At 69.7% G+C, this 25,957-nt stretch carries 25 protein-coding genes and 5 tRNA genes; 11 read left to right on the top strand and 19 right to left on the bottom strand.

Annotated features, from left to right (window positions below; all coding sequences use genetic code 11):
- Positions 1–15 precede the first annotated feature (15 nt).
- Together thiD and ACIOEW_RS21320 are read right to left on the bottom strand one after the other, a co-directional pair.
- A complete protein-coding gene (thiD, locus tag ACIOEW_RS21325; protein ID WP_362550177.1) occupies positions 16–825 on the bottom strand; it encodes a bifunctional hydroxymethylpyrimidine kinase/phosphomethylpyrimidine kinase in 810 nt (269 codons plus the stop codon).
- 10 nt (positions 826–835) lie between these two features.
- A complete protein-coding gene (locus tag ACIOEW_RS21320; protein ID WP_362550174.1) occupies positions 836–1,807 on the bottom strand; it encodes a thiamine-phosphate kinase in 972 nt (323 codons plus the stop codon).
- A 326-nt stretch (positions 1,808–2,133) separates the two neighbouring features.
- On the opposite strand from ACIOEW_RS21320, the gene ACIOEW_RS21315 reads away from it, so the two are divergent.
- Together ACIOEW_RS21315 and ACIOEW_RS21310 are read left to right on the top strand one after the other, a co-directional pair.
- Entirely contained in the window at positions 2,134–2,367 is a 234-nt protein-coding gene (locus ACIOEW_RS21315) for an Lrp/AsnC family transcriptional regulator (protein WP_073726918.1), read from the top strand.
- A 20-nt stretch (positions 2,368–2,387) separates the two neighbouring features.
- Positions 2,388–2,876, top strand: coding sequence for a DUF3515 domain-containing protein (locus tag ACIOEW_RS21310; RefSeq protein WP_401965131.1), 489 nt, complete (start codon positions 2,388–2,390; stop codon positions 2,874–2,876).
- 48 nt (positions 2,877–2,924) lie between these two features.
- Here the strand turns inward: ACIOEW_RS21310 and ACIOEW_RS21305 are convergent, their stop codons facing one another.
- From ACIOEW_RS21305 to ACIOEW_RS21295, 3 genes are all read right to left on the bottom strand, one after another.
- Positions 2,925–4,082 (bottom strand): D-alanine--D-alanine ligase family protein, encoded by a 1,158-nt coding sequence (locus ACIOEW_RS21305; RefSeq protein WP_351003001.1) that lies wholly within the window; start codon positions 4,080–4,082, stop codon positions 2,925–2,927.
- A gap of 70 nt (positions 4,083–4,152) precedes the next feature.
- The gene (locus tag ACIOEW_RS21300; RefSeq protein ID WP_401965130.1) at positions 4,153–5,163 is read right to left on the bottom strand and encodes an NAD(P)H-dependent glycerol-3-phosphate dehydrogenase; all 1,011 of its coding nucleotides are present in this window, start codon (positions 5,161–5,163) and stop codon (positions 4,153–4,155) included.
- The gene (locus ACIOEW_RS21295) at positions 5,160–5,912 is read right to left on the bottom strand and encodes a lysophospholipid acyltransferase family protein (protein WP_362550168.1); all 753 of its coding nucleotides are present in this window, start codon (positions 5,910–5,912) and stop codon (positions 5,160–5,162) included. Before ACIOEW_RS21295 ends, ACIOEW_RS21300 begins: the two co-directional genes overlap by 4 nt.
- Before the next feature lie 162 nt (positions 5,913–6,074).
- Here ACIOEW_RS21295 and cofC point away from each other — a divergent pair, with 162 nt between their 5' ends.
- Both cofC and ACIOEW_RS21285 read left to right on the top strand, forming a co-directional pair.
- Entirely contained in the window at positions 6,075–6,758 is a 684-nt protein-coding gene (cofC, locus tag ACIOEW_RS21290; protein ID WP_362550166.1) for a 2-phospho-L-lactate guanylyltransferase, read from the top strand.
- Positions 6,759–6,768: 10 nt separating this feature from the next.
- Positions 6,769–6,972 carry a hypothetical protein gene (locus ACIOEW_RS21285; protein WP_266802461.1) on the top strand — a complete coding sequence of 68 codons (204 nt, stop codon included), beginning with the start codon at positions 6,769–6,771 and terminating at the stop codon, positions 6,970–6,972.
- Positions 6,973–7,064: 92 nt separating this feature from the next.
- Here the strand turns inward: ACIOEW_RS21285 and ACIOEW_RS21280 are convergent, their stop codons facing one another.
- From ACIOEW_RS21280 to leuC, 4 genes are all read right to left on the bottom strand, one after another.
- A complete protein-coding gene (locus ACIOEW_RS21280; RefSeq protein WP_362550160.1) occupies positions 7,065–7,739 on the bottom strand; it encodes an HU family DNA-binding protein in 675 nt (224 codons plus the stop codon).
- A gap of 143 nt (positions 7,740–7,882) precedes the next feature.
- Positions 7,883–8,110: a hypothetical protein gene (locus ACIOEW_RS21275; protein ID WP_136330716.1), complete on the bottom strand. Its 228-nt coding sequence runs from the start codon at positions 8,108–8,110 to the stop codon at positions 7,883–7,885.
- A gap of 104 nt (positions 8,111–8,214) precedes the next feature.
- Positions 8,215–8,808, bottom strand: a complete 594-nt coding sequence (leuD, locus tag ACIOEW_RS21270) for a 3-isopropylmalate dehydratase small subunit (protein WP_401965129.1) — start codon at positions 8,806–8,808, stop codon at positions 8,215–8,217.
- 5 nt (positions 8,809–8,813) lie between these two features.
- Complete coding sequence (leuC, locus tag ACIOEW_RS21265; RefSeq protein ID WP_362550155.1) at positions 8,814–10,238, bottom strand: 3-isopropylmalate dehydratase large subunit; 1,425 nt, start codon at positions 10,236–10,238, stop codon at positions 8,814–8,816.
- Positions 10,239–10,412: 174 nt separating this feature from the next.
- Here leuC and ndgR point away from each other — a divergent pair, with 174 nt between their 5' ends.
- Positions 10,413–11,129, top strand: coding sequence for an IclR family transcriptional regulator NdgR (gene ndgR, locus ACIOEW_RS21260; protein WP_003966003.1), 717 nt, complete (start codon positions 10,413–10,415; stop codon positions 11,127–11,129).
- A gap of 79 nt (positions 11,130–11,208) precedes the next feature.
- Here the strand turns inward: ndgR and ACIOEW_RS21255 are convergent, their stop codons facing one another.
- Positions 11,209–11,706 (bottom strand): DUF4188 domain-containing protein, encoded by a 498-nt coding sequence (locus tag ACIOEW_RS21255; protein WP_362550152.1) that lies wholly within the window; start codon positions 11,704–11,706, stop codon positions 11,209–11,211.
- 88 nt (positions 11,707–11,794) lie between these two features.
- Here ACIOEW_RS21255 and ACIOEW_RS21250 point away from each other — a divergent pair, with 88 nt between their 5' ends.
- The gene (locus ACIOEW_RS21250; RefSeq protein ID WP_401965128.1) at positions 11,795–12,436 is read left to right on the top strand and encodes a MerR family transcriptional regulator; all 642 of its coding nucleotides are present in this window, start codon (positions 11,795–11,797) and stop codon (positions 12,434–12,436) included.
- A gap of 121 nt (positions 12,437–12,557) precedes the next feature.
- Here ACIOEW_RS21250 and ACIOEW_RS21245 read toward each other — a convergent pair.
- The 9 genes from ACIOEW_RS21245 to ACIOEW_RS21205 form a co-directional block, all read right to left on the bottom strand.
- Positions 12,558–12,630 (bottom strand) — tRNA-Glu (locus ACIOEW_RS21245).
- A gap of 36 nt (positions 12,631–12,666) precedes the next feature.
- Positions 12,667–12,738: transfer RNA gene (locus ACIOEW_RS21240), tRNA-Gln, on the bottom strand.
- 12 nt (positions 12,739–12,750) lie between these two features.
- Positions 12,751–12,823 (bottom strand) — tRNA-Glu (locus ACIOEW_RS21235).
- An 86-nt stretch (positions 12,824–12,909) separates the two neighbouring features.
- Positions 12,910–12,982 (bottom strand) — tRNA-Glu (locus ACIOEW_RS21230).
- Positions 12,983–13,017: 35 nt separating this feature from the next.
- Positions 13,018–13,089, bottom strand: a tRNA-Gln gene (locus ACIOEW_RS21225).
- Positions 13,090–13,175: 86 nt separating this feature from the next.
- Complete coding sequence (locus ACIOEW_RS21220) at positions 13,176–13,895, bottom strand: HAD family hydrolase (RefSeq protein WP_401965127.1); 720 nt, start codon at positions 13,893–13,895, stop codon at positions 13,176–13,178.
- A 94-nt stretch (positions 13,896–13,989) separates the two neighbouring features.
- The gene (gene gltX, locus ACIOEW_RS21215; protein ID WP_401965126.1) at positions 13,990–15,462 is read right to left on the bottom strand and encodes a glutamate--tRNA ligase; all 1,473 of its coding nucleotides are present in this window, start codon (positions 15,460–15,462) and stop codon (positions 13,990–13,992) included.
- A complete protein-coding gene (locus ACIOEW_RS21210) occupies positions 15,455–16,231 on the bottom strand; it encodes a fumarylacetoacetate hydrolase family protein (protein WP_351003476.1) in 777 nt (258 codons plus the stop codon). The genes gltX and ACIOEW_RS21210 overlap by 8 nt, the downstream gene beginning before the upstream one ends.
- A gap of 104 nt (positions 16,232–16,335) precedes the next feature.
- Positions 16,336–16,524 carry a hypothetical protein gene (locus ACIOEW_RS21205; protein ID WP_362557700.1) on the bottom strand — a complete coding sequence of 63 codons (189 nt, stop codon included), beginning with the start codon at positions 16,522–16,524 and terminating at the stop codon, positions 16,336–16,338.
- Positions 16,525–17,103: 579 nt separating this feature from the next.
- Here ACIOEW_RS21205 and ACIOEW_RS21200 point away from each other — a divergent pair.
- The 5 genes from ACIOEW_RS21200 (at position 17,104) to ACIOEW_RS21180 (ending at position 25,947) form a co-directional block, all read left to right on the top strand.
- Positions 17,104–20,862, top strand: coding sequence for a nitrate- and nitrite sensing domain-containing protein (locus ACIOEW_RS21200; RefSeq protein ID WP_401965125.1), 3,759 nt, complete (start codon positions 17,104–17,106; stop codon positions 20,860–20,862).
- A gap of 9 nt (positions 20,863–20,871) precedes the next feature.
- Positions 20,872–21,285, top strand: a complete 414-nt coding sequence (locus ACIOEW_RS21195) for a roadblock/LC7 domain-containing protein (RefSeq protein WP_024495006.1) — start codon at positions 20,872–20,874, stop codon at positions 21,283–21,285.
- A gap of 133 nt (positions 21,286–21,418) precedes the next feature.
- Entirely contained in the window at positions 21,419–21,826 is a 408-nt protein-coding gene (locus ACIOEW_RS21190; RefSeq protein WP_148021032.1) for a DUF742 domain-containing protein, read from the top strand.
- Positions 21,807–22,388: an ATP/GTP-binding protein gene (locus ACIOEW_RS21185; RefSeq protein WP_073738725.1), complete on the top strand. Its 582-nt coding sequence runs from the start codon at positions 21,807–21,809 to the stop codon at positions 22,386–22,388. The genes ACIOEW_RS21190 and ACIOEW_RS21185 overlap by 20 nt, the downstream gene beginning before the upstream one ends.
- Before the next feature lie 346 nt (positions 22,389–22,734).
- Positions 22,735–25,947 (top strand): nitrate- and nitrite sensing domain-containing protein, encoded by a 3,213-nt coding sequence (locus ACIOEW_RS21180; RefSeq protein ID WP_401965123.1) that lies wholly within the window; start codon positions 22,735–22,737, stop codon positions 25,945–25,947.
- Positions 25,948–25,957: the final 10 nt, after the last annotated feature.

Genomic DNA, 25,957 nt, shown 5'->3' with positions numbered 1-25,957 from the left:
GACGGCAGGGGCCGCTCAGCGGGCGCTGCGCAGCCGCCATCCGTGGCCGACCGGGCCGATCCCCGATCCCAGCGGGAAGCCCGCCGCGATCGCCCCGGTGACGTAGGCCTTCGCTGCCCGTACCGCCGTGGGTACGTCCTGGCCCAGGGCCAGTCCGCAGGCGATGGCGGAGGCGAGGGTGCAGCCCGTGCCGTGGGTATGGCGGTTGTCGTGGCGGGGGGCGCGCAGCCAGTGTTCCTCGCTGCCGTCCGTGAGCAGGTCGACGGGTTCGCCCGGCAGGTGTCCGCCCTTGACGACCACCCAGCGGGGCCCGTATCCGAGCAGTTCTGCCGCGGCCTGCCGCATTCCGGCCTCGTCGGTGACCACGATGCCGGTGAGCTGTGCCACCTCGTCGAGGTTCGGGGTCGCCACGGTCGCGACGGGCAGCAGCTTCGTGCGGACCGAGTCGAGCGCCTCGGCGGCCAGGAGCGGGTCTCCGTGCTTGGAGACGCCGACCGGGTCGACGACGACGGGGGCGTCCGTTCCGGCGAGGAGTGCGGCGACGGTCTCGACGAGCAGCGCAGACGCCAGCATGCCGGTCTTGACCGCGTTCACGCCGATGTCGTCGACGACGCTGCGGTACTGGGCGCGTACGGCCTCCGCGGGCAGCTCCCAGGCGCCCTGCACGCCCAGGGAGTTCTGTGCGGTGACGGCGGTCAGCACGCTCATGCCGTGCACACCGAGCGCCAGCATCGTCTTCAGGTCGGCCTGGATGCCCGCACCGCCGCCGGAGTCGGATCCGGCGACGGTGAGCACTCGGGGCGGTACGGCGGAAGGTATGGGCATACGCCGCAATCTACTGGGCGTCCTCGATGTCGCCGAAGTGGTCCCATCCGCCCTTGGCCGTCCAGGGCGCCCCGTCGACCGTCACCTGCGGCAGCGCCGACGGGTTGAGGACCTCGCCGATCACCTTCCAGCGGGCCGGCAGCTTCACGTCGGACGGGAACGTGGCGACGATCGCGTGGTCCTCGCCGCCGGTGAGCACCCACTGGAGCGGGTCCACGCCGACGGCCTGCCCGATGTCGGACATCTGCGACGGGATGTCGATGAGCCCGGAGCGCAGGTCGATGCGGACCTTGCTGGCCTCGGCGATGTGCCCGAGGTCGGCGACGAGCCCGTCGCTGACGTCCGTCATCGCGGTGGCGCCGAGCCCGGCCGCCGCGGGGCCCGCGTGATACGGCGGTTCGGGGCGGCGGTGTGCCTCCACGAACGCACGGGGTGAGCGGAAGCCCCGCGAGAGGACGGCGTACCCGGCGGCGGACCAGCCGAGCCAGCCGGTGACGGCGACGACGTCGCCGGGCTGGGCGCCCGCCCTGGTGACGGGTTCGTGGTTGCGCAGATCGCCGAGCGCGGTGATCGCGACGGTGATGGTGTCGCCGCGCACCACATCGCCGCCGACCACGGCCGCCCCCGCGACCTGGCACTCGTCGCGGATGCCGTCCATCAGCTCCCCTGCCCAGGTGACCGGGAGTTCGGCGGGGACGACGAGGCCGAGGAGCAGCGCGGTGGGCACGGCGCCCATGGCGGCGATGTCGGCGAGGTTCTGTGCGGCCGCCTTGCGGCCGACGTCGTACGCCGTCGACCAGTCACGCCGGAAGTGCCGTCCCTCCAGCAGAATGTCCGTGCTGGCCACGACCCTGCGGTCGGGGGCGGTGATGACCGCGGCGTCGTCGCCGGGTCCCAGCCGTACCGCCGGAGTGGTGGTGAGCCGGGAGGTCAGTTCCCTGATGAGCCCGAACTCCCCCAACTCGCCCACGGTTCCCTTCACCGAGTCTCACCTCTCATCTATGGGGCCGGACGGGCGTCCGGCCTGCTTCAGCGGCCGGATGCCCGGACCGGCCGTGGAGCGTGTCCGCCGGAGGGGACGGTCCGTCCTGCTGGTCACGGGCATGCGTTTCCCCCGTCCGCGCCGCTGAGCTTGCGGTCGCGGGCGTTCACTGCTGTCGGTACTGTCAAGAGATACGTCAACTTGTGTGTTCTGTACGCCACGCTGTGGGCGTCATCCGGCCCGCAGGTCTCCCCGCGGCCCGCGGCGACGCGATAACGTGGCGTCCCTTTCCCCCACATGATCCTCGTGGCCGCCCTGGAGGTTCCGTGGTACAGGCGTACATCCTTATCCAGACCGAGGTGGGCAAGGCGTCGACCGTCGCCGAGACCATCGCCAAGATTCCGGGAGTGATCCAGGCAGAGGACGTCACCGGCCCCTACGACGTGATCGTGCGGGCCCAGTCCGACACGGTCGATGAACTCGGACGCATGGTGGTCGCCAAGGTCCAGCAGGTGGACGGCATCACCCGAACCCTGACCTGTCCGGTCGTTCACCTGTAGCCCCCGTCTACGCTGGGCCGGTGACATCTTTCTGCCGCCGGCTCCCCCACCCCGTGCTCCTCGGTCCGTCCGCCGCCCTGGTCCTCATGGCTGCGGCGGGCTGCACTTCCACGGACCCGTCGGCATCGGTCACGGTGCCCACCCCGTCCTCGGAAGCCGCAGCCTACTGCCGTGCGCTGCACAAGGAGCTGCCGAGTTCCGTCGCCGGTCTGGAGCGCAGTGATCCCGCGCCCCGTTCGGATCTGACCGCCGGGTGGGGGGACGGGGCGATCGTACTGCGCTGTGGTGTCCCGCGCCCCGCGAAGATGGACGACGCCCAGTCGAAGGCCGCGGAGGCCAACGGCGTCAACTGGCTGCTGGAGCAACGGGAGGACGACGGGCCGCGCTTCACGACCACCCTGCGCAAGGCGTACGTCGAGGTCACGCTCTCGGCGGCGTACGCGCATGACGCGACCCCGTTGGCGGCCTTCGCGTCGGCGGTCAAGAAGACGGTTCCCAGCAGCCTGTAGGGAGTGCGCCCCGGCCGGAGCGCACTCCCTGTGCTGTGCGGGCGGCTCTCAGCGCAGGCCGGTCGGCCGGTCCAGCGCCGCCTGGATGAGCCGGTCGACGAGCTGCTGGTAGCTGACACCGCTCTCCTGCCACATGCGCGGGTACATGGAGATCGGGGTGAAGCCCGGCAGGGTGTTGATCTCGTTGATGACGAAGCCGCCGTCCTCGGTGAGGAAGAAGTCGGCGCGCACGAGGCCCTCGCAGGAGGTGGCCTCGAAAGCCTCGACCGCGAGCCGCTGGACCTCGGCGGTCTCCTCGTCGGTCAGCGGGGCGGGCACGATCCCGGACGCCGCGTCGATGTACTTGGCCTCGAAGTCGTAGAAGTCGTGCGAGGTGACCGGCGGGATCTCGGCGGGCACGCTGGCGCGCGGACCGTCCTCGAACTCCAGCACACCGCACTCGATCTCGCGGCCTCGCAGCAGCGATTCCACAAGGAACTTGGGGTCGTGACGGCGGGCCTCCTCGATCGCCTCGTCGAGGCCGGAGGGGTCGTCGACCTTGGTGATGCCGATGGACGAGCCGGCCCGGGCGGGCTTGATGAAGAGTGGCCAGCCGTGCTCGCCGGCGAAGTCCGTGATGCGCTTGCGGGCGCCCTGGGCGTCGTTGTCCCACTCGCGGGGGCGTACGACCAGGTACGGCCCGACGGGGAGCCCGAAGGAGGTGAAGACGCGCTTCATGTACTCCTTGTCCTGGCCGACCGCCGAGGCGAGGACACCGGCGCCGACATACGGCACGCCGGAGAGCTCCAGGAGGCCCTGGAGCGTGCCGTCCTCACCGTAGGGGCCGTGCAGGACGGGGAAGACGACGTCGACCTCGCCGAGCGCCTTGGGGACGGATCCGGGCTCGCTGTAGACCACTTCGCGGCTGCCGGGATCGACGGACAGCACCACGCCGCCCTCGTCGGACTCGGCTAGTTGTGCCACGTCGGGCATCTTCCGGTCCGTGATCGCCATGCGTTCGGGTTCGTCGGCGGTGAGCGCCCAGCGGCCGTCCGTCGTGATGCCGATCGGCAGGACGTCGTACTTCGTCCGGTCGATCGCGTTCAGGACCGCACCGGCCGTGACCACCGAAATGCCGTGTTCGGAGCTGCGGCCGCCGAACACGACGGCTACACGCGGCTTGCGGAGCTGCTGCTCCGTGCTCTGGGGGAGGTTCTCGCTGCTCATATCGCGATGAGCGTACCTTCTGGTAGGGGTCGCGTCAGCGCGGCCGGTACCGCCCGGTGGGTGAACCGGCTCAGTGCCGCTCGGCCTTGGCGCTGCGCGACATCAGTTCCTTGAGCGCGACCATCGGCGGCTTGCCCTCGTGGACGATGCCGACGACCGTCTCGGTGAGGGGCATCTCGACTCCGTGCCGTCGGGCCAGGTCGAGCACGGATTCGCACGACTTGACGCCCTCGGCGGTCTGCCTGGTGACCGCGATGGTCTCCTGGAGCGTCATGCCGCGGCCGAGGTTGACGCCGAAGGTGTGGTTGCGCGAGAGCGGCGACGAGCAGGTCGCCACCAGGTCGCCGAGGCCCGCGAGCCCGGAGAAGGTCAGCGGGTCGGCTCCCATGGCCACGCCGAGGCGGATGGTCTCGGCGAGGCCGCGGGTGATGAGCGAGCCCTTGGTGTTGTCGCCGAGCCCCATGCCGTCGGCGATGCCCACGGCCAGCCCGATGACGTTCTTGACGGCGCCCCCGAGTTCGCAGCCGACCACGTCGGTGCTGGTGTAGGGGCGGAAGTACGGGGTGTGGCATGCCGCCTGGAGCCGGCGTGCGACGGACTCGTCCTGGCAGGCGACGACCGCTGCCGCGGGGCGGCGTTCGGCGATCTCCTTGGCGAGGTTGGGTCCGGTGACGACGGCGATACGGTCGGCGGAGACCTTCGTGACGTCCTCGATGACCTCGCTCATCCGCTTCGCGGTGCCGAGTTCGACACCCTTCATCAGTGAGACCAGGACGGTCTGCGGCTCCAGGTGCGGGGCCCAGTCGGCGAGGTTGGCGCGCAGCGTCTGGGACGGCACGACGAGCACCGCGAAGTCGGCGCCGCGCAGCGCTTCGGCCGCGTCCGTGGTGGCCCTGACCGATGCGGGGAGTTCGATCCCCGGCAGGTACTCGGGGTTGGTACGGGTCGTGTTGACGGCCTCGGCGACCTCGGCCCGGCGCCCCCAGAGGGTGACCTCGCAGCCCGCGTCCGCGAGGACCATGGCGAAGGCCGTACCCCATGAGCCGGTTCCGAAGACGGCTGCCTTTACGGGGTGCGTCACTTGGGTCCCTCTCCTTCGGCCTTGCGCCGTTGTTGTGCCCGGGCCTTGCGGTGATCGTAGAGCTCGGCGGGTGCCTGCTGGCCGCGTACCTCCTCCAGCTGCGCGGTGACCGCGAGCATGATGACCTCGGTCGCCTCGCGCAGCACGTCGGGCGTCGGCTCCCGGTCGTAGAACCGGGAGAGGTCGACGGGCGGACCGGCCTGGACCTGGAGGGTCTTGCGGGGGAAGAGCCGCACCTTCTTCTCCGTGGCGTAGGGCGGCACCGCCAGGTTGGCGCCCCACTGCGCGACGGGGATGACCGGGGCCCTGGTCATCAACGCGACGCGGGCGGCGCCGGTCTTGCCGGCCATCGGCCACATCTCGGGGTCACGGGTGAGGGTGCCCTCGGGGTAGAAGGCGACGCACTCACCGCGCTCGATGGCGTCGACGGCGGCCCTGAAGGCGTCCAGCGCGTTCGTGGTCTCGCGGTACACGGGAATCTGGCCGGTGCCGCGCAGCATCATTCCGACGAAGGGGGTCTTGAAGAGGCCCGCCTTGGCGAGGAGCCGCGGCACCCGTCCGGTGTTGTACTGGAAATGCCCGTACGAAAGAGGGTCCAGGTACGAGTTGTGATTGACCGCGGTGATGAATCCGCCGTCGGCCGGAATGTGTTCCATTCCCCGCCAGTCGCGCTTGAACAGAATCACCAGCGGCGGTTTCGCGATGACCGCCGCCAGGCGGTACCAGAAGCCGATTCTGCGGCGGGACACTCGGACACCTTCCTCTATATGACCTGACTGTGGAGCTGCCTGCTGACCGACTACCGACGGTCAAGTCTCGCCCCAGGCCCCTGCTCTGTCGAGAACACCGTACGCCTCGCCTCGGGGACCGACCCTCCGGGTTGTCGTACCGGCAGGCGAGAATAGGCGGCCATGCACATCGAGGGGGAGACCGCCACGAACACCGACCCGACCGGCCCCTGGTCGCTGGTCGTCCCGCTGAAGCCTCTGGCGCGGGCCAAGAGCAGGCTGGCGCCCGCTTCCGGCGCCCTGCTGCGGCCACGGCTCGCGCTGGCCTTCGCCCGGGACACCGTGTCCGCCGCCCTGTCCTGTCCGGGAGTCGCCGATGTGGTGGTCGTCACGGACGACACGGCGGCCGGGGCCGCGCTGGCGGCGCTCGGGGCCCGAATCGTGGCCGACACCCCTGCCGCCGGGCTCAACGCCGCCCTCGCACACGGTGAGCGAGCGGCGCGGTCCGCCCGGCCCCGCGGCGCCCTCGCGGCGCTCAACGCCGATCTTCCCGCGTTGCGCCCGGCGGAATTGGCCCGCGTTCTCGAATTCTCTGCCGCCTTTCCCCGGGCCTTTGTGACCGATGTCGCGGGAATCGGAACGACTTTTCTCTCCGCTGGGCCGGGAGTGGAATTGCGCCCCGCCTTCGGCGGCCCGTCCAGGGCGCGGCATCTCGCGTCGGGGGCGGTGGAGGTCACGCTGTCGGGTATCGACTCCGTGCGCCAGGACGTGGACACGGGCGACGATCTGCGAGCGGCGCTGGCCCTGGGCGTCGGCCCGTACACGGCGGGACGCTGGGCCGCAGGGGTCCCTGCGGCGGACCGATAGGCTGCCGCCCATGCAGGCGACCTCGTACACGTACGACTCCGAGACCCGCACCGGCAGCGTGCTGCTCGACGACGGCACCCCGGTGGACTTCGACGCTCCGGCCTTCGACGCCGGCGGCCTGCGGCTGCTGCGTCCGGGGCAACGGGTGCGGATCGAGGGCGAGGGCGAAGGCGCGGCGCTGCGGATCACCCTGGTGACGCTGCAGACCTTCTGAAACCGGGCCCGGCCACCCCGGACAGCCCGCGGGCCGGGCTCCCCGAGGGGAGCCCGGCCCGGCGCGTGTGAGGAGCCTTGTGGTGCCGGTCCTTACTTCTTGCGTGCAGTGGCCTTCTTGGCCGTGGTCTTGCGCGCGGTGGTCTTCTTCGCGGGCGCCTTCTTCGCCGTGGTCTTCTTGGCGGGCGCGGTCTTGCTGGCGACGGCCTTCTTGGCTGCCGTCGTGGTCTTCTTCGCCGCCGGGGTCGCCTTCTTCGCGGCCGTCGTGGTCTTCTTCGCCGCCGCGGACGTCTTCTTCGCGGTGGTCTTCTTGGCGGCTGCAGCAGTCGTCTTCGCCGCTGCCACGGTCTTCTTGGCGGTGGCCTTCTTCGCCACGGCCTTCTTGGCGGTCGCCTTCTTGGCGGCGGCCTTGGCCGTCGTACGGGTGGAAGAACCGCCCGAGAGGCTGCCCTTGGGGGCCTTCTTCACGGCCACGTCGTTCTTGGGGAGCTTCTTCGAGCCGCTCACCAGGTCCTTGAAGCCCTGTCCCGCACGGAAGCGGGGCACCGAGGTCTTCTTGACCCGTACGCGCTCACCCGTCTGCGGGTTGCGGGCGTAACGGGCGGGGCGGTCGACCTTCTCGAACGAGCCGAAGCCGGTGACCGAAACGCGGTCACCTGCGACAACCGCACGAACGATCGCGTCGAGCACCGCATCGACGGCGTCCGCGGCCTGCTGACGGCCGCCGACCTTGTCGGCAATCGCTTCTACGAGCTGCGCCTTGTTCACGTCTTCCCCTTCGGAGACATTGCCCGAACGAAACTGTTCAGGCTTTTTCGCACGTTAGGCAGATATATACCGCAAATCAAACACGAAACGGGCTAATCACCCTAGTGCCGCAACGAAGTCGACCGCTGCGCAGTTCCGCAGAGTCAGTCACCTTCGGGGAATCGGCCCTCATCGAGGTCCTTCATCAACCGGTCCAGACGCCTTGCTGCATCTGGGAGATCGTGCTTTGCCGCGGCCGTGACGACCAACAGCTTCCGGTTCAGCGCCATCCGTACGCCCTCCGGGACTTGCAGTGCACGCACTCGCGAGTGCGCTTCCTTCAATTGGTCGGCGACTTGGCCGTAAAGCTTGAGTTGGCTGTCGCGTTCCATGCACCGATTGTGCCATCTGGGGCGAGTTGTCGCCCGACGGGGGCTCAACAAGCGACTGCGCCCCCTACCAGAAGGCAGGGGGCGCAGTACTGGAAACGCGCTGCTCAGGCGTTAATTGTACGGGGCTTGTGGGCAGGCCTGACCGCCTCGTAGGCCGCGATGTCCGCTTCGTTCTGAAGGGTGAGGCTGATGTCGTCCAGCCCGTTCAGCAACCGCCAGCGGGCGTTCTCATCGAGCTCGAAGTCGGCGGTGATGCCCTCGGCGAGGACCTGCCGCTTCTCCAGGTCGACGGTGATCTCGGCCGTCGGGTCGGCCTCGGTCAGCTCCCAGAGGGCGTCGACGACCTTCTGGTCCAGGACCACGGTCAACAGCCCGTTCTTCAGCGAGTTACCGCGGAAGATGTCGGCGAACCGGGAGGAGATGACGGTCTTGAAGCCGTAGTTCTGGAGCGCCCAGACGGCGTGCTCGCGGGACGAGCCGGTGCCGAAGTCGGGGCCTGCCACCAGGACCGAGGCACCCTTGCGCTCCGGGCGGTTGAGGACGAAGTTCTCGTCCTTGCGCCAGGCCTCGAAGAGCCCGTCCTCGAAGCCGTCCCGGGTGACCTTCTTCAGCCAGTGGGCGGGGATGATCTGGTCGGTGTCGACGTTGCTGCGGCGCAGCGGGACGGCCCGGCCGGTGTGTGCGGTGAAAGCTTCCATGATTCTCAGACTCCGGCGGGCGTACGGGCGTCGGACAGGTCGGCCGGCGAGGCCAGATGGCCCAGCACGGCGGTCGCGGCGGCAACCTGCGGGGAGACCAGGTGCGTACGGCCGCCCTTGCCCTGCCGGCCCTCGAAGTTACGGTTCGAGGTCGAGGCGGAGCGCTCGCCGGGGGCCAGCTGGTCGGGGTTCATGCCGAGGCACATCGAGCAACCCGCGTGCCGCCATTCGGCGCCGGCGGCGGTGAAGACCTTGTCCAGGCCCTCCTCCACAGCCTGCAGGGCGACCCGGACGGAGCCCGGGACGACCAGCATCCGTACGCCGTCGGCGACTTTGCGTCCGTCCAGGATCGCGGCCGCGTTGCGCAGGTCCTCGATCCGGCCGTTGGTGCAGGAACCTACGAAGACGGTGTCGACGTTGATCTCGCGCAGCGGCTGGCCGGCGGTCAACCCCATGTACTCCAGGGCCTTTTCGGCGGCGTTGCGCTCCGAGGCGTCCTCGTACGAAGCAGGATCGGGGACGTTGGCCGACAGGGGTGCGCCCTGGCCGGGGTTGGTGCCCCAGGTGACGAACGGCGCCAGCGCGGCGGCCTCGATGACCACCTCGGCGTCGAAGACCGCGTCGTCGTCCGTGCGCAGCGTCTTCCAGTACGCGACGGCCGCGTCCCAGTCCGCGCCCTGCGGGGCGTGGTCCCGGCCCTGCAGATAGTCGAAGGTGGTGCGGTCGGGGGCGATCATGCCCGCCCGCGCACCGGCCTCGATCGACATGTTGCAGATGGTCATCCGGGCCTCCATCGAGAGCTTCTCGATGGCGGAGCCACGGTATTCGAGGATGTAGCCCTGGCCGCCGCCGGTGCCGATCCGCGCGATGATCGCGAGGATCAGGTCCTTGGCGGTGACGCTCTCGGGCAGTTCGCCGTCGATGGTGATCGCCATCGTCTTCGGACGGGCCAGCGGCAGCGTCTGCGTGGCCAGGACGTGCTCGACCTGGCTGGTGCCGATACCGAACGCCAGCGCGCCGAACGCGCCGTGCGTAGAGGTGTGGGAATCACCACATACGACCGTGGTGCCGGGCTGGGTCAGACCCAGCTGCGGGCCGACCACGTGGACGACGCCCTGCTCGACGTCGCCCAGCGGGTGCAGCCGGACGCCGAACTCCGCGCAGTTCTTGCGCAGGGTCTCCAGCTGTGCGCGGGAGACCGGGTCGGCGATCGGCTTGTCGATGTCGAGGGTCGGGGTGTTGTGGTCCTCGGTGGCGATGGTGAGGTCGAGGCGCCGCACCGGGCGTCCGGCCTGCCGCAGACCGTCGAAGGCCTGCGGGCTGGTCACCTCGTGCAGCAGGTGCAGATCGATGTAGAGGAGGTCGGGCTCACCTTCGGCGCGCCGGACGACATGGTCGTCCCAAACCTTCTCCGCGAGTGTCCTACCCATCGCTTTCCCTCCGGCCGGCGTCGTCGCCGGCCCAACTAGAGATTCGGTGCGCCCCCGTCCGGACCCCCGTACGGGGCGGTGGCTACGGGCCGTTGTGGGGCCGCCCGTACAGGTTCGCAACTTCGCTGGAAAATTGAACTTGCGTTTCACAGAGTGAGACGCGAGTATCGTCGTATGGACAACTCTAGCGGCGTCGGCGTTCTCGACAAGGCAGCTCTGGTATTGAGCGCCCTGGAGTCCGGGCCGGCCACCCTCGCCGGGCTGGTCGCGGCGACCGGGCTCGCACGACCCACGGCTCACCGACTGGCCGTGGCACTGGAACACCACCGCATGGTGGCGAGGGACATGCAGGGCCGTTTCATTCTCGGCCCCCGCCTCTCCGAGCTCGCCGCAGCGGCGGGCGAGGACCGGCTGCTCGCCACGGCGGGACCGGTACTCACCCACCTCCGCGACATCACCGGCGAGAGCGCCCAGCTCTATCGCCGGCAGGGTGACATGCGGATCTGCGTGGCAGCGGCGGAGCGGCTGTCCGGTCTGCGGGACACCGTGCCGGTCGGCTCCACGCTCACCATGAAGGCGGGATCCTCCGCCCAGATCCTCATGGCCTGGGAGGAGCCCGAGCGCCTGCACCGCGGCCTCCAGGGCGCCCGATTCACGGCGACGGCGCTCTCCGGCGTCCGGCGCCGGGGCTGGGCCCAGTCGATCGGTGAGCGCGAGCCGGGCGTCGCCTCGGTCTCCGCCCCGGTGCGCGGCCCCTCGAACCGGGTGGTCGCTGCGGTCTCGGTCTCCGGACCGATCGAGCGGCTGACCCGGCACCCGGGACGGATGCACGCCCAGGCCGTCATCGACTCGGCCGCCCGGCTGAGCGAGGCGCTGCGCCGCACGGGCTGAACCGCCACCCCTCCCCCTTCACCAGAGGCCGCCCCAGTGTCGTGGCGGCCCCCTTCCAGCTCAGCTTCGGCTCAACGCCTCACTTCGCCGGCGAGCGGTGTGCGAAACGATCCGCCCCACGGCGGCCCCGCCCCTCGATCGGCAGCGACCCGGTCGCCGCGGCCAGTCCGTACGCCGGCATATCCGCGTAGATGGACTCGTACCCGCCCTCGGGCACGACGTAGGTCTCGTGCCACAGCCCCACGTGCTGCCGGGACTTCTTCTCCTTGCGGTTGATCATCGCCCACGCCTTGCGGTGCAGCATGTCCGGCGCCACGGCGTACTCGTAGAGCTTCTCCTTCGACTCCCAGTACTGGACGACGTAGTACGTCCTGGGCGAGCCGGACAGCAGGTTGTATCCGAGCAGTCCCCTGCTCTTGTCCCGGCTCAACTCCCGCAGCAGGCGCGGCATCGCGAGGAAGACCGGGAGCCAGTGGTGCACTCCCCAGAAGTGGTTGATGCGCATGCCGATCAGCAGGATCACCACATCCCCCTCGGCTGCCGCGGTCATCCGTCCCGGTATCGGTTTCACGAACATGCGGGCCCCCTGGATTCGTTGGAGAGTTGAACTATCCAATGGTTGGATCGTGGCACCGCCCGAACGGCGGCGCAAGGGAGGGGACGGAATGCGGCTCTCGGAACTGAGCGAGCAGAGCGGCGTCAGCACGGCGACGATCAAGTACTACCTGCGCGAGGGGCTGTTGCCGCCGGGACAGCGGGTGAGCGCGACGCAGGCCGCGTACGACGACAGCCATGTGCGCCGGCTGCGGCTGGTCCGGGCCCTCCTCCAGGTGGGCCGCCTCCCCGTGGCCACGGCTCGCGAGGTGCTGAACCACGCCGACGACGAGTCCCTGGGCCGGACGATCCGGCTGGGTGCGGCCCTCTGGTCACTGCCGCACGGCCCCGAGCCCGACGAGGAGGCGCCCGAGACGGCGATCGCCGCCGCGGAGGTCGAGCGGCTCCTGGACCAGCTGGGCTGGTCGACCGCCCGGGAGGTCGGCGCCCTCTCCCCCTCCCACCGGTCACTGGTGGCGTCCCTGGCCACCCTGATCCGTCTCGGTTACCCGTGCGGGGGCGACTATCTGGCGGACCACGCACGCCTCATGCACGAAGCGGCGGTCCGTGACCTGGACATGATGGAGACGTATCCCACGCAGTCGGAGCAGGTGGAGATGGCGGTCGCCTCCGCGGTGCTGTACGAACCACTGATGGCGGCGCTGCGACGCCTGGCCCAGGAGGAGGAGTCGGCCCGGCGGTACGGGCTGTGAGTTCGGCCCGTACGGACTCCGGAACGCGTGCGGGCCGAACGGCCCGCACAACCAACCCGCCCGCATACACAAGCAGAAGGCCCCTCACCGGAGTGAAGGGCCTTCGCCTGCTGCTCTGTTGTACCCCCGACCGGATTTGAACCGGCGCTACTGCCGTGAGAGGGCAGCGTGCTAGGCCGCTACACAACGGGGGCTTGGATACTGCGACTTGCTTGTCTTGCGGTCTTGCGCTGGGCTACCAGGACTCGAACCTAGAATGACGGTACCAGAAACCGTAGTGTTGCCAATTACACCATAGCCCATGGTGTTACAAGTACCCCCGACCGGATTCGAACCGGCGCTACTGCCGTGAGAGGGCAGCGTGCTAGGCCGCTACACAACGGGGGCCCTAGCGATCCTCCACCCGGCGGTAGCCGGATATTTTCACCGCAAGAACGTGGGTGCGACCCAGATGTTCTCGCGGGAAGGATCTGTACCCCCGACCGGATTTGAACCGGCGCTACTGCCGTGAGAGGGCAGCGTGCTAGGCCGCTACACAACGGGGGCTTGTTCCTGCAACTTGCTTGTCTTGCGGTCTTGCGCTGGGCTACCAGGACTCGAACCTAGAATGACGGTACCAGAAACCGTAGTGTTGCCAATTACACCATAGCCCACTGAAACGCAACCCCTGGAGGGTGTTGTTTCTGTCTGCGCTTCCCGTGCGGATCTTTCGTTCCGCTTGGGCGGCGCAGGAAGAACATTACCTGAAGGTGTCCGGCGCTCCAAAACGGGTATCGCCCGCCAGCAGGCCAGGGAGCTGGTCGAGAGCCGTGATCCGGACGAGTTCGGGCCGTCCGCCCCGTCCGCGGCGGTCCAGCCAGATGCCGGTCAGTCCGGCGGCGACCGCGCCGCGGGCGTCGATGTCGGGTTCGTCGCCCACGTAGGCGACCTCCGCCGGCGGCAGCGCCAGCGCCTCACAGGCGGCGAGGAACGCCCCGGGGGCGGGCTTGGCGATACCCAGCTCCGCCGCGCACAGGACGGACTCGAAGCGGTCGCGCACACCGAGCACGGTGAGCTTGTGGTGCTGCTGTTCCAGGGCGGAGTTCGACAGCACGGCGTGCCGGTACGCCCCGGCCAGGGCGTCGAGCGCGGGCACGGTGTCCGGGAAGAGCGCCCAGGCGGCCTCGTAGTGGGCGATGTGCCGCTCGAACCAGGCATCGGCCTCGGTGTCGCCCAGCGGGCGTGCGAGGAAGTCCCTGGCCCGGTCGCGGCGCTGGCCCTGCCAGTCGGTCTCCCCGTCGGCGAACCGCTGCCAGTGGTGCCGGGTGAGCCGCTGCCAGGCGTCGCCCGCCTCATCGGCCGTGGCGTAGCCCGCCGGCAGCCCCTCGGCCGCAAGGTGCCGGGACATGCCGGTGGCGGCGGCCGTCGTGTAGTCGAAGAGTGTGTCGTCAACGTCCCACAGGACGGCTCTGATCGGCATGAAGCCGACTCTAGGGCGTCCGGCGCACCTGGCGGCAGACGGACGGGCCCGGCAACCGCTGTCAGCGGTTGCCGGGCCCGTCCGTCTGCCGTCGTTACGCGGCCAGCTTCGCCAGCGCCGCGTCGATGCGGGCGATCGTCTTCTCCCGGCCCAGGATCTCCAGGGACTCGAAGAGCGGCAGACCGACCGTGCGGCCGGTGACGGCGACGCGGACCGGGGCCTGCGCCTTGCCGAGCTTCAGGCCGTGCTCCTCACCGGCGGCGAGGATGGCGGCCTTCAGCGCCTCCGCGTTCCACTCGGCGGCGATCAGCTTGGCGCGGGCCGTCACGAGGAGGGCGTCGGAGCCCTCCTTCATCGCCTTGGCCCAGGACGCCTCGTCGGTCGCCGGCTCGTCGAGGAAGAGGAAGTCGACGTTGGCCGTGATCTCGGAGAGGACCGTGACCCGGGTCTGGGCGTGCGGGGCGATCGACGCGAACACGTCCGCGTCGAAGGCCTCCGGGGCCCAGGGGGCGAACGGGGCCGTCAGCCAGGGACCGCAGGCCTCGGTGAAGGTCTTCACATCGAGCCGACGGATGTGCTCGGCGTTGATGTGCTCGCACTTCTTGAGGTCGAAGCGGGCCGGGTTGGCGTTGACGTCCTTGATGTCGAACGCGGCGACCATCTCGTCGATGTCGAAGATGTCCCGGTCCTCGGCGATCGACCAGCCGAGCAGCGAGAGGTAGTTGAGCAGCCCCTCGCGCAGGAAGCCGCGCTCGCGGTAGAGGTTGAGCGAGGCCTGCGGGTCGCGCTTGGAGAGCTTCTTGTTGCCCTCGCCCATGACGTACGGCAGGTGGCCGAACGCCGGGGTCTGCTTGGCGATGCCCAGCTCGGTGAGCGCCGCGTACAGCGCGATCTGGCGCGGGGTGGAGGAGAGCAGGTCCTCGCCGCGCAGGACGTGGGTGATCTCCATCAGTGCGTCGTCGACCGGGTTGACCAGCGTGTAGAGAGGGGCGCCGTTGGCGCGGACGATGCCGTAGTCCGGCACGTTCTCCGGCTGGACGGTGATGTCGCCGCGGACCAGGTCGGTGAAGGTGAGGGCCTCGTCGGGCATCCGGAAGCGGACGATGGACGTGCGGCCCCCGTCCTCGTACGCGGCCTTCTGCTCCGCGCTCAGGTCGCGGCAGTGACCGTCGTAGCCGGACGGCTTGCCGGCGGCGCGGGCGGCGTCGCGGCGGGCGTCGAGCTCCTCGGTGGTGCAGTAGCAGTGGTACGCGTGGCCGGCGGCGAGGAGCTTCTCGGCGACGTCCTTGTAGATGTCCATGCGCTGCGACTGGCGGTACGGGGCGTGCGGGCCGCCGACCTCGGGGCCCTCGTCCCAGTCGAGGCCGAGCCAGCGCATCGCGTCGAGGAGCTGGTCGTACGACTCCTCGGAGTCGCGCGCCGCGTCGGTGTCCTCGATGCGGAAGACCAGGGTGCCCTGGTGGTGCCGGGCGAAGGCCCAGTTGAAGAGAGCTGTCCGGACCAGGCCCACGTGGGGGTTGCCGGTCGGGGAGGGACAGAAACGTACGCGGACTGGTGCGTTAACCACGCTTGATCACCTTGTTGGTGAGAGTGCCGATGCCTTCGATGGTGACGGCGACCTCGTCGCCGACATGGAGGGGTCCGACCCCTGCGGGAGTCCCGGTGAGGATCACATCGCCCGGGAGCAGCGTCATCGCTTCCGTGATGTGGACGACCAGGTCCTCGATGGAGCGGATCATCTCGCTCGTCCGGCCCAGCTGGCGTTGCTCGCCGTTGACCGTGGCCTGGATGGCGATGTCGCTGGGGTCGAGGTCGGTCTCCACCCAGGGACCCAGCGGGCAGGAGGTGTCGAAGCCCTTGGCCCTGGCCCACTGCTTCTCGCGCTTCTGGGCGTCGCGGGCGGTCACGTCGTTGGCGCAGGTGTAGCCGAAGATGACGTCCTTGACCCGCTCCCGGGGCACCTCGCGGCACATCCGGCCGATGACCACGGCCAGCTCGGCCTCGTGGTGCAGCTCGTTGGAGAAGGAGGGGTACTCGATGGCGTCGCCGGAGCCGATCACCGAGGTGGTGGGCTTGAAGAAGGCGACGGGGACGTCGGGGACCTCGTTGCCGAGTTCCGCTGCGTGCTCCGCGTAGTTGCGGCCGATGGCCACGACCTTGTTCGGGAGCACGGGCGGCAGCAGCCGGACCTTGCTCAGCGGGACCTTGGTCCCGGAGAGCTCGAAGTCGGCGTACGGGATGCCCTTGATGATGTCGAGGACGAGACCATCGGGCCCGTCGCCCTCGACGGCGCCGAAGGCGACATTGCCGTCGATGGAGAACCTGGCGATGCGCACGGGAAGCTGTCGCCCCTCACTTGCTGGGTAGCTGAAGACTGACGCTCCAGGCTATCGCCCCGGGCGAGGCCCCGGCGCGGGTGAGGGGCCCGTGCTGCGCGGTATTACTCCGCGGCGGCGGTGGCCGCGGGGGCGACCATCAGGATCGTGCGGCGCGGGTTGGCCGTCTGCGTCGGCAGGTCGACTGCGTGCTCCGGCCGCTCCGGCGTCTGCAGTGCTTCGGCGTCCTTGAGGTGCGCCAGCGTGGTGCGCCGGGGGTTGGCAATGTTGTGGAACATCATCGTCGTCTTCATCTGCCGTACGGACCCTGTCGGTAGGGGCGCCACCCGCAGGGGCGCCGGTTGTCGGTTTTGCCATCCCTGTAAAGCGCCAGGCTAAACATCCGATTCCCTGCGCGAGCCCGGATGAGACGGCGATCATCCTGTGAGTTTGCTCACGAAGTGGCCGACAATTCCACCAATTCGGGCTACGGATGCGGCCGGAAGAAACGGACATTGCACCACTGAATGAACCATTCCGCTCCTGATCATGTCGACTGGGACACCCGTCACCCTCACCTGCTTCACCCGCAATCGTCCGTTATGTCACTGAACGGTCTCCACGGCTTGTTACCCCGCCATCACAACGTGTCACCCAGGTCACAGCCCGGTACCTGGCCCTTGTTGGAGATCCGCCACTGTGCTGGAATTCCACGCACCGCCGCGGTTTCAAGCCGGCGCGCAGGGGCGCAACGCAGCGCCGAGTGGCGGCGGGAAGGGGAAGAGCGCCGGTCACTCACGACCACCATGGGGCGGAACAACGCCCCACGACGCCGACACCGTTCCTTCCGTCCATGACGGGAGAGAGCGCCTGGTCCAGAGGTTGCGACGCTAGTGCAGGGACGTTTCAAGAGGGATGGCAGCGCTGCGGCGGAACAGGAGCCGCGCGGCGGGACCGACCGCGGTTCCTCGCCCCAGCACGCCCAGAACCCCGGACCGGCCGCGGCCGGCGACAGCAACGACCGCTCCCAGCGCCCCGGCGCGGCGGCGGGCGGTGGGTCCGATCCGGTCTCCGCGCTCAAGCCGCGCGGCCCGGTCAACACGGGATCACGCGTAGCCCTTCGCAACTGGCGCATCAGCACGCGTCTGGTCTCCCTGCTCGCCCTCCCCGTGGTCGCCGCGACCACGCTGGGTGGTCTTCGTATCAACGACTCCATGAACGACATCCAGCAGCTGGAGCACATGCAGCTGCTGACCAAGATGACGAAGCAGGCGACCTCGCTGGCCCAGGCGCTCCAGGAGGAGCGCGACCGGTCGGCAGGACCGCTGTCCAACGGAGTACCGGCGGACGACTTCAAGGTCACGGAGCCGCGGAAGAAGACCGACCGCGCGAAGAAGGCCTTCTTCACGGCGACGAACGACATCGGTGACACCACCGGCGACGAGGCCCTGGAGAGCATCCACTCCAGCGTCCAGCAGATCGCGTCGCAGCTCGGCTCCATCCGCGACATCCGCAAGCAGGCGTACGCCAAGGACAGTCCGAGTCTCCAGACCGTCGACGCCTACAGCCAGCTGATCACCTCGCTGCTGAGCCTCTCGCAGGACATGGCGCAGGCGACCAGCAGCCCCGAGATGATCAAGCGGACCCGCGCCCTGGCGGCCTTCTCCTCCGCCAAGGAGTACGCGTCGGTCCAGCGCGCGATCATCGCCGCCGCGCTGCCGGGCGGAAACGACAAGCAGCCGCACCTCGACCGCAACGACCAGCAGTTCGGACTTGCGGCTCAGCGCAAGGAGGCCGCGGCCCGCAACTCCTTCGAGGCCATCTACACGACCACGGGCAAGAGCGCCGACGAGCTGACCTCCACGCTCGACGAGGGCCAGCCCGAGATCAAGGCCGCCGACACCTACGCCAAGAGGGTGCTCGACAACGCCAACGGCATGAGCGGTCCGGGCGTGCGCCGCTCCTACATGGACTGGTACGACCAGGACTCCACCAAGATCCAGGCCATGAAGCAGATCGAGGAGACGCTCCTCAGCGACATGGAGGGCAAGGCGCGCGAACTGCGCGACGAGTCCCAGCGCGAGGCGATCATCTCCGGTGCGCTCATCCTGCTCGTGCTCGGTGTCTCGCTCGTCGGCGCCTTCGTCGTCGCCCGGTCCATGATCCGCTCGCTGCGCCGGCTGCAGGACACCGCGACGCGCGTCGCCCAGGACCGGCTGCCCGAGCTCGTCAAGCAGCTCTCCGAGGCCGACCCGCAGGATGTCGACACCTCGGTCGAATCGGTCGGTGTGCACTCCCGCGACGAGATCGGCAAGGTCGCCGCGGCCTTCGACGACGTGCACCGCGAGGCCGTCCGCCTCGCCGCCGAGCAGGCCCTCCTCCGGGGCAACGTCAACGCGATGTTCACCAACCTCTCGCGTCGTTCGCAGGGCCTCATCCAGCGTCAGCTCTCGCTCATCTCCGAGCTGGAGTCGCGCGAGGCCGACCCGGACCAGCTGTCCTCCCTCTTCAAGCTCGACCACCTCGCGACCCGTATGCGTCGTAACGGTGAGAACCTCCTCGTCCTCGCGGGCGAGGAGCCGGGCCGCCGGTGGACCCGTCCCGTGCCGCTGGTCGACGTGCTCCGTGCCGCCGCCTCCGAGGTGGAGCAGTACGAGCGCATCGAACTGGCCGCGGTGCCCGCCACCGAGGTCGCCGGCCGGGTCGTCAACGACCTCGTGCACCTCCTCGCCGAGCTGCTGGAGAACGCCACGTCGTTCTCCTCGCCGCAGACGAAGGTCCGGGTCACCGGTCACGCGCTGCCCGACGGCCGGGTGCTCGTCGAGATCCACGACACGGGCATCGGCCTCTCCCCCGAGGACCTCGCGGCGATCAACGAGCGGCTCGCCTCGCCGCCCACCGTGGACGTCTCGGTCTCCCGCCGCATGGGTCTGTTCGTGGTCGGCCGGCTGTCGCTGCGTCACGGCATCCGCATCCAGCTGCGCCCCTCCGACTCGGGTGGTACGACCGCACTGGTCATGCTCCCGGTCGACGTCGCGCACGGCGGTAAGCAGCCGGTTCCGAAGCAGGCCCAGGGTCAGCAGTCCCCCGCTCCGGGCGGTCTGCTCGCCGGCGGCAACGGCGGCGCCCCCGGCGGGCTCCTGGCCGGCGGCAACGCGCCCCGTACGGGTCTCGACGCCGCTCCCTCGGCCCCGGGCGGCCGGCTCCCCGCAGGTCCCGGTGCCACGCGAGGCCAGGTCGGTGCGGGCTCCGGGCCGCGGGCGGCGCTGCCTGCCCGCGACGGCAGCTCGGGCCGTCCCCAGAACCAGCAGGGTCCGGGCCAGCCCGGTCAGCCCGGCGGCCAGCAGAACCCCGGCTTCCAGAACTCCGGCTTCCAGAACTCCGGGCTCTCCGGCACCGGTCCGCAGGGCCGGCAGCCGGACTCCTCGCGCCAGGAGCCGCCGCGTCAGGGCGGCGGGCTCTCCGGTGCCTTCGGCGGCGGTGCCCGGCTGGGCGCCCGCGGCCAGGGCGACGGCCGTACCGACTCGGGCCAGCCCAGTCTGTTCGACCAGAAGCGTCCCGAGCAGAACGGTCCCGGCCGGCAGGCCCCACAGTCCTGGCAGAATCAGGGCGGCGGCTTCCAGCAGCCCGGTGGGCCCGGTGGGCCCGGTCAGAACGACCGCCAGCTGCCCCCCGTCGGCGGTCCGCGCGCGGAGCTGCCGGGTGGCAACCCCCAGCCGCAGCGCCCGCAGACCACCAGCTGGGGCAGCAACGAGGACGCGGCCGCACCGCGGCACTCCCCGCTCGACGCGCCCCGCGGTCATGAGGAGCCCGAGTCCACCGGCCAGTTCCAGCGGCCGCTGAACCCGCCTCCGCTCAGCCCGCGTCCGCCGATGAACAACCAGCAGGGTCCCGGCTCGACCGCCGAGTTCGCCCGTCCGGACTTCTCGGCACCGGCTCCGCAGCAGCGGCCCGTGCCGCAGACGCCGGACCCGGCGAGCACCGCGCAGTTCGCCCGCCCGGACTTCGGCCAGCCCGCACAGGCCCAGGGTCAGCCCGCGCCGCGCCAGCGTGACCGCGACAACGGGGACTTCGGTGCCCCGCGTCCGCCCGTCGCGCCGGCTCCGGGTGGGGAGTACCGGCCGGTCCTGCCGCAGCAGCCGCAGCCCGAGGCACTGCCGCCGGCCGGTCCCGGCGACGGCCGTACCCCGCTGTACGACACGCTGGAGACGAACTGGTTCCACGGTCCGCAGCAGGGTGGCCAGCAGCCGCCCGCCGCGCCGCAGGCACCCGGATTCCCCCAGCAGCCCGCCGAGGAGCGTCCCGCTCCCGCCGCACCGCTCCGCGGTGCCGGTGACACCAGCGGCCCCACAAGCACCTGGCGCGCCTCACCGAACGACGAACTCGTCCGGCAGGCGGAGCGGGTGAAGAAGCCCGCAGCAGGCGGAATTACCACGTCCGGTCTGCCGCGCCGGGTCCCGCGTGCCAATCTGGTGCCGGGTACCGCCCAGCAGCAGAACCATCAGTCCGGTCCCCAGGTGTCGCGTGCGCCCGATGATGTGCGCGGGCGGCTGACCAATCTCCGCCGGGGCATCCAGCAGGGACGTCAGGCCAACAACGGCCCGTCGACCGGCAGTTTCCCACTCGGCCCCACTCACCAGCAGGAGCGTTAGTTGAGCCCGATGAGTCAGGCCGCGCAGAATCTGAACTGGTTGATCACCAACTTCGTGGACAACACCCCTGGGGTGTCGCACACGGTGGTGGTCTCCGCAGACGGCCTGCTGCTGGCGATGTCCGAAGGTTTCCCGCGTGACCGTGCGGACCAGCTGGCGGCTGTCGCCTCCGGTCTGACGTCGCTGACCGCGGGTGCCTCCCGGATCTTCGAAGGCGGCGCCGTCAGCCAGACCGTGGTGGAGATGGAACGCGGATTCCTCTTCCTGATGTCCGTCTCGGACGGCTCCTCACTGGCCGTGCTGGCCCATCCGGACGCCGACATCGGTCTGGTCGGCTACGAAATGGCCCTGCTGGTGGACCGGGCGGGCACTGTCCTGACCCCGGACCTCCGCGCCGAGCTCCAGGGCAGCCTGCTCCACTAGGCGGCCGTGAACCGGTGACACAGACGATTAGCCCAGGTACCGCCCTCATCTCTCGCCCGTCCGGCCGCTTACAGCCCCCCACCGGCCCCTTCAGACGGCAAGTCGACGCCCTGCTGTCACGCCCGGAGGATTCATGACCCCGCCACCCGCCTCACCCGATCCGTACGGCGCGTTGAACCGCGCGTCGTACGAAGGTGAAGGCGACCAGCCGCTGGTTCGTCCGTACGCCATGACCGGTGGCCGGACCCGACCGCGCTACCAACTCGCGATAGAGGCACTGGTCAGCACCACGGCCGACCCGGCGCACCTGGGGACCCTGCTCCCCGAGCACCAGCGGATCTGCCACCTGTGCCGTGAGGTCAAGTCGGTGGCAGAGGTGTCGGCCCTGTTGTCGATGCCGCTCGGTGTGGCCCGGATCCTCGTCGCGGACCTGGCGGAAGCCGGCATGGTGGCCATCCACCAGCCGGGCAACGGAGAGGCCGGCGGCGCGCCGGATGTGACACTGCTCGAAAGGGTGCTCAGTGGACTTCGCAAGCTCTAGTGGCGGTGCAGCCCGGGCCACCACCTCGGCGAAGATCGTGGTGGCGGGCGGATTCGGCGTGGGTAAGACCACGTTTGTCGGTGCCGTTTCGGAGATCAATCCGCTGCGTACCGAAGCCGTGATGACGTCCGCCTCCGCGGGCATCGACGACCTCACGCACACCGGCGGCAAGACCACCACGACGGTGGCCATGGACTTCGGCCGCATCACCCTGGACCAGGACCTGATCCTGTACCTCTTCGGTACACCCGGACAGGACCGCTTCTGGTTCATGTGGGACGACCTCGTACGCGGCGCCATCGGCGCCGTCGTCCTGGTCGACACCCGCCGCCTCGCCGACTGCTTCCCCGCCGTCGACTACTTCGAGAACAGCGGCCTCCCCTTCGTCATCGCCCTCAACGGCTTCGACGGACACCAGCCCTACACCCCCGACGAAGTCCGCGAAGCCCTCCAGATCGGACCCGACACCCCGATCATCACGACGGACGCGCGGCACCGCGGTGACGCCAAGAGCGGTCTGATCACTCTGGTGGAGCACGCTTTGATGGCACGGCTCAAGTAGGCACAAGTCGGTATTGCCGTACGGCAATTACAGTAGCCACACGGGGGCGGAGTGTGTCCTTTGACACGATCCACCCCCGTGTTCATAACGTTTCGAAAGAGAATTAAGCCACGGTCGGCACCCGATGCGCACGGCCGGTACCACTGCGCTCACACGAGCCCCGCCTTTTGACGGGGCTCGTTCTTTATGCCCGTTTTATCTGAGGCCTGGGCCACTCGGAATCGCACATTCCGACTGTTTGGAACGCGACCGGTGGCCGTGCTGCAATTCGATGAACTCCCGAGTAGTACAGCCCTGAACAAACACGGCACAACGTAGGTGCCGACGCCGAGAGGTTGTTGGTCGAGTGAGGCGTAACAGCGAGGGCGCAACGGCGCAGGCGGAGCGGGGAAACTTCACCCCGCCGTCGCGCACCGTGGCGCCGTCCGCCGATGTGTCCGAAGGGATACCGGCCGGTGGCAGCACCAGTCGGCTGTCCCCGCGCAACTGGCGGGTGCCCACCCGGCTGAACGCGATCCTCCTGATCCCGGTACTGGTCGGCCTGATCATGGGCGGCTTCCAGGTGAAGAGTTCGGTCGACACCTGGCAGGAGGCCCAGGACGCCGAGAAGACCGCGCTGATCGTGCGCGCGGCCGCCGAGTACGGTCAGGCGCTGCTCAACGAGCGTGACCTCACCGCTCAGCCGCTGCTGTCCAACAAGCGCGACTCCGAGGTCGTCACCCAGGCTCTGATCACCACCGACGCGGCCGCGGACAAGTTCGACACGGCCGTGAAGGACATGCCGGGCAAGCAGGGTCTGGAGCGTCGCCTCAAGCTGTTCAAGCTGGAGGAGCCCAAGCTCCCGGAACTGCGCAAGGCCGCGTACACCGCCGCCATGGACCCGGTGAAGACCGAAGAGGGATATACCCAGGTCCAGCACTCCCTCATGGAGTTCTGCAACGAGCTCGGCCTCGGCACCGGAAACATCACCAGCTACGGCCGTACCGTGTACGCAATCGAGCTGGCCAAGGCTGCAGAATCGCTTCAGCGCTCCATCGGAATGCACCTTCTGGTGCGGCCCAGCCAGGAGAGCGGCAAGTTCAACGACCAGGTCAAGGCCTTCGGTTCGTACAACTACCTGGAGCAGATCGCCCTCGGTGAATTCGTCTCCGGTGGTACGGAGGCCGACGCCGCCCGGCTGAAGGCGGTCATGGCCGGCAAGGCCGTGGAGGGTGCCGCCAAGCTCAAGTCCGCGAAGGAGCAGGCCGACGCGGCGGGTGTGCCGTTCGTGACGCCGCCCACCATCGACGGCTCGGTCTACGACGGCATGGCCCAGGAGATCGGCCTGGGCAAGGATCCCAAGCAGCTCAAGGCCAAGGGGATCACCCCCGAGACCTGGATGGCCGCGGCCACGGCGAAGTTCGACGGTTACACCACGGTCGAGGACGAGCTCGTCGACAAGGCGGTGACCGAGGCCGCCGAGATCTCGTCCAGCGCCCGGACCGACGCCATCGTCAACGCCGCGATCGTGATCATCGCCCTGCTGGCCGCCTTCCTCCTGGCCGGGCTCATGGCCCGCCAGATGAGCCGCTCGATGCGCCAGCTGCGTACGGCCGCCTTCAGCATCGCCGAGCAGCGGCTGCCCTCGCTCGTCGACCAGCTCTCCCGGACCGATCCGGGCCGGGTGGACACCCGCGTCCAGCCGATCCCGATCAACAGCCAGGACGAGATCGGCGAGGTCGCCCGCGCCTTCGACCAGGTGCACCGCGAGGCGGTCCGGCTGGCGGCCGAGCAGGCCATGCTGCGGGGCAACGTCAACGCGATCTTCACCAACCTCTCGCGCCGCAACCAGTCGCTCATCGAGGGCCAGCTGACCCTCATCACCGACCTGGAGAACAACGAGGCCGACCCGGACCAGCTGGAGAGCCTCTTCCGGCTGGACCACCTGGCGACCCGTATGCGCCGCAACGGCGAGAACCTCCTCGTCCTCGCCGGCGAGGAGCCCGGCCGCCGCTGGAACCAGCCGGTGCCGCTGGTGGACGTCCTGCGGGCCGCCTCCTCCGAGGTGGAGTCCTACGAGCGCATCGAGCTCTCCGGCGTGCCGGAGACCGAGATCCACGGCCAGTCCGTCACCGACCTCGTGCACCTGCTGGCCGAGCTGCTGGAGAACGCCACCACGTTCTCCTCGCCGCAGACCAAGGTGCGGGTCACCGCGACCCGGCTGCCCGACAGCCGCGTGATGATCGAGATCCACGACAAGGGCATCGGCCTCACCGCCGAGGACTTCGCCGACATCAACCACAAGCTGGCCAACCCGCCGACCGTGGACGCCGCGGTCTCCCAGCGCATGGGTCTGTTCGTGGTCGGCCGCCTCTCCGACCGGCACGGCATCCGGGTCCAGCTGCGCCCCTCGGGCGAGCAGGCCGGTACGACCTCGCTGGTCATGCTGCCGGACGCGATCACCCACGGCGGCGGCGGCGACGGCGCCCCCGCGCAGGACGACTTCACGGTCTCCTCGATCATTCCGCAGCAGCAGGCCTTCGACGCGCTGCCGCAGCAGCCCCAGTTGCGTACGGCGGCGGAGCTCGGCTTCGACGACTCGCGCTACGAGGAGCCCTCCGCGGACTCCGCTCAGCTCGACCCGGTGGGCCGCTCGCTCATGCGGGAGGAGCGCCGCGCGGCGCTGGAGGCGCAGACCGGCAACGAGAGTCCGCCGTTCCCGCAGCAGCAGGAGCCGCAGCAGCAGTACTCCGAGGCCCCGTACGGCGAGGCGCCCTACGCCGCGGACCAGTACGCCCAGGAGCCGCAGGCCGGCGGCTTGCAGGAGCAGCAGTACGAGCAGGCCTCGTACGAAGGCACCTACGACCCGTACCGGGGTGGCACCGGCTATGCCGAGCAGCCCGGTTACAGCGGTCAGGCCGGCTACCAGGAGACGGCGTACCCGGCTCCGCAGGCACCTCAGCCCGCCTACGACGAGCAGTACTCCGCCCAGCCCCGGCAGGAGGAGTGGGCTGATCAGAGCACGTACCAGGGCGCGTACGAGCCGGTGGCGCAGGCCGAGGCGGAATCTGTTGCGAGCGCTCCCACGGCCTCGCAGGAAAGCGTAGGCTTCGACCGTTCGGGACCCGTCCCGAACTCCGGCCACGAGCTGACCGACGCCGGTCTGCCGCGCCGCGGCGGCCAGCAGCACTGGCAGCCCACCGGCCGCGGCAACGACCAGCCCGTCGCCGCGCAGGAGGCACCGCAGCAGCAGGAGGAACTGCCACAGCAGCAGCCTTCGCCCGCGCAGGCGGACGGAGCCGGTTCCGAGGACTGGCGCTCGGCGAACGACGAGCGCTGGGAGCGGGCCGAGAAGCTCCGGGAGCCGAAGGCGGGCGGGGTCACCCCGTCCGGACTTCCCCGGCGCGTACCCAAGGCCAATCTGGTCGAGGGCACGGCCGAACAGACCCAGCAGGGCGGCCCCCAGGTCTCCCGCGCCCCGGAGGACATACGTGGCAGGTTGAGCAACCTGCGACGTGGCGTGCTGCGGGGACGTAACGAGGGTTCGGACACCAGTAATACCTACAACCAGGAGCGTTAGTGTGAGCCCG

This window comes from Streptomyces sp. NPDC087901 (assembly GCF_044742205.1).
Classification (GTDB): Bacteria; Actinomycetota; Actinomycetes; order Streptomycetales; family Streptomycetaceae; genus Streptomyces.
Note: the sequence above shows the minus strand (reverse complement) of the source record. Positions and strands in the feature narration are given on the sequence as shown.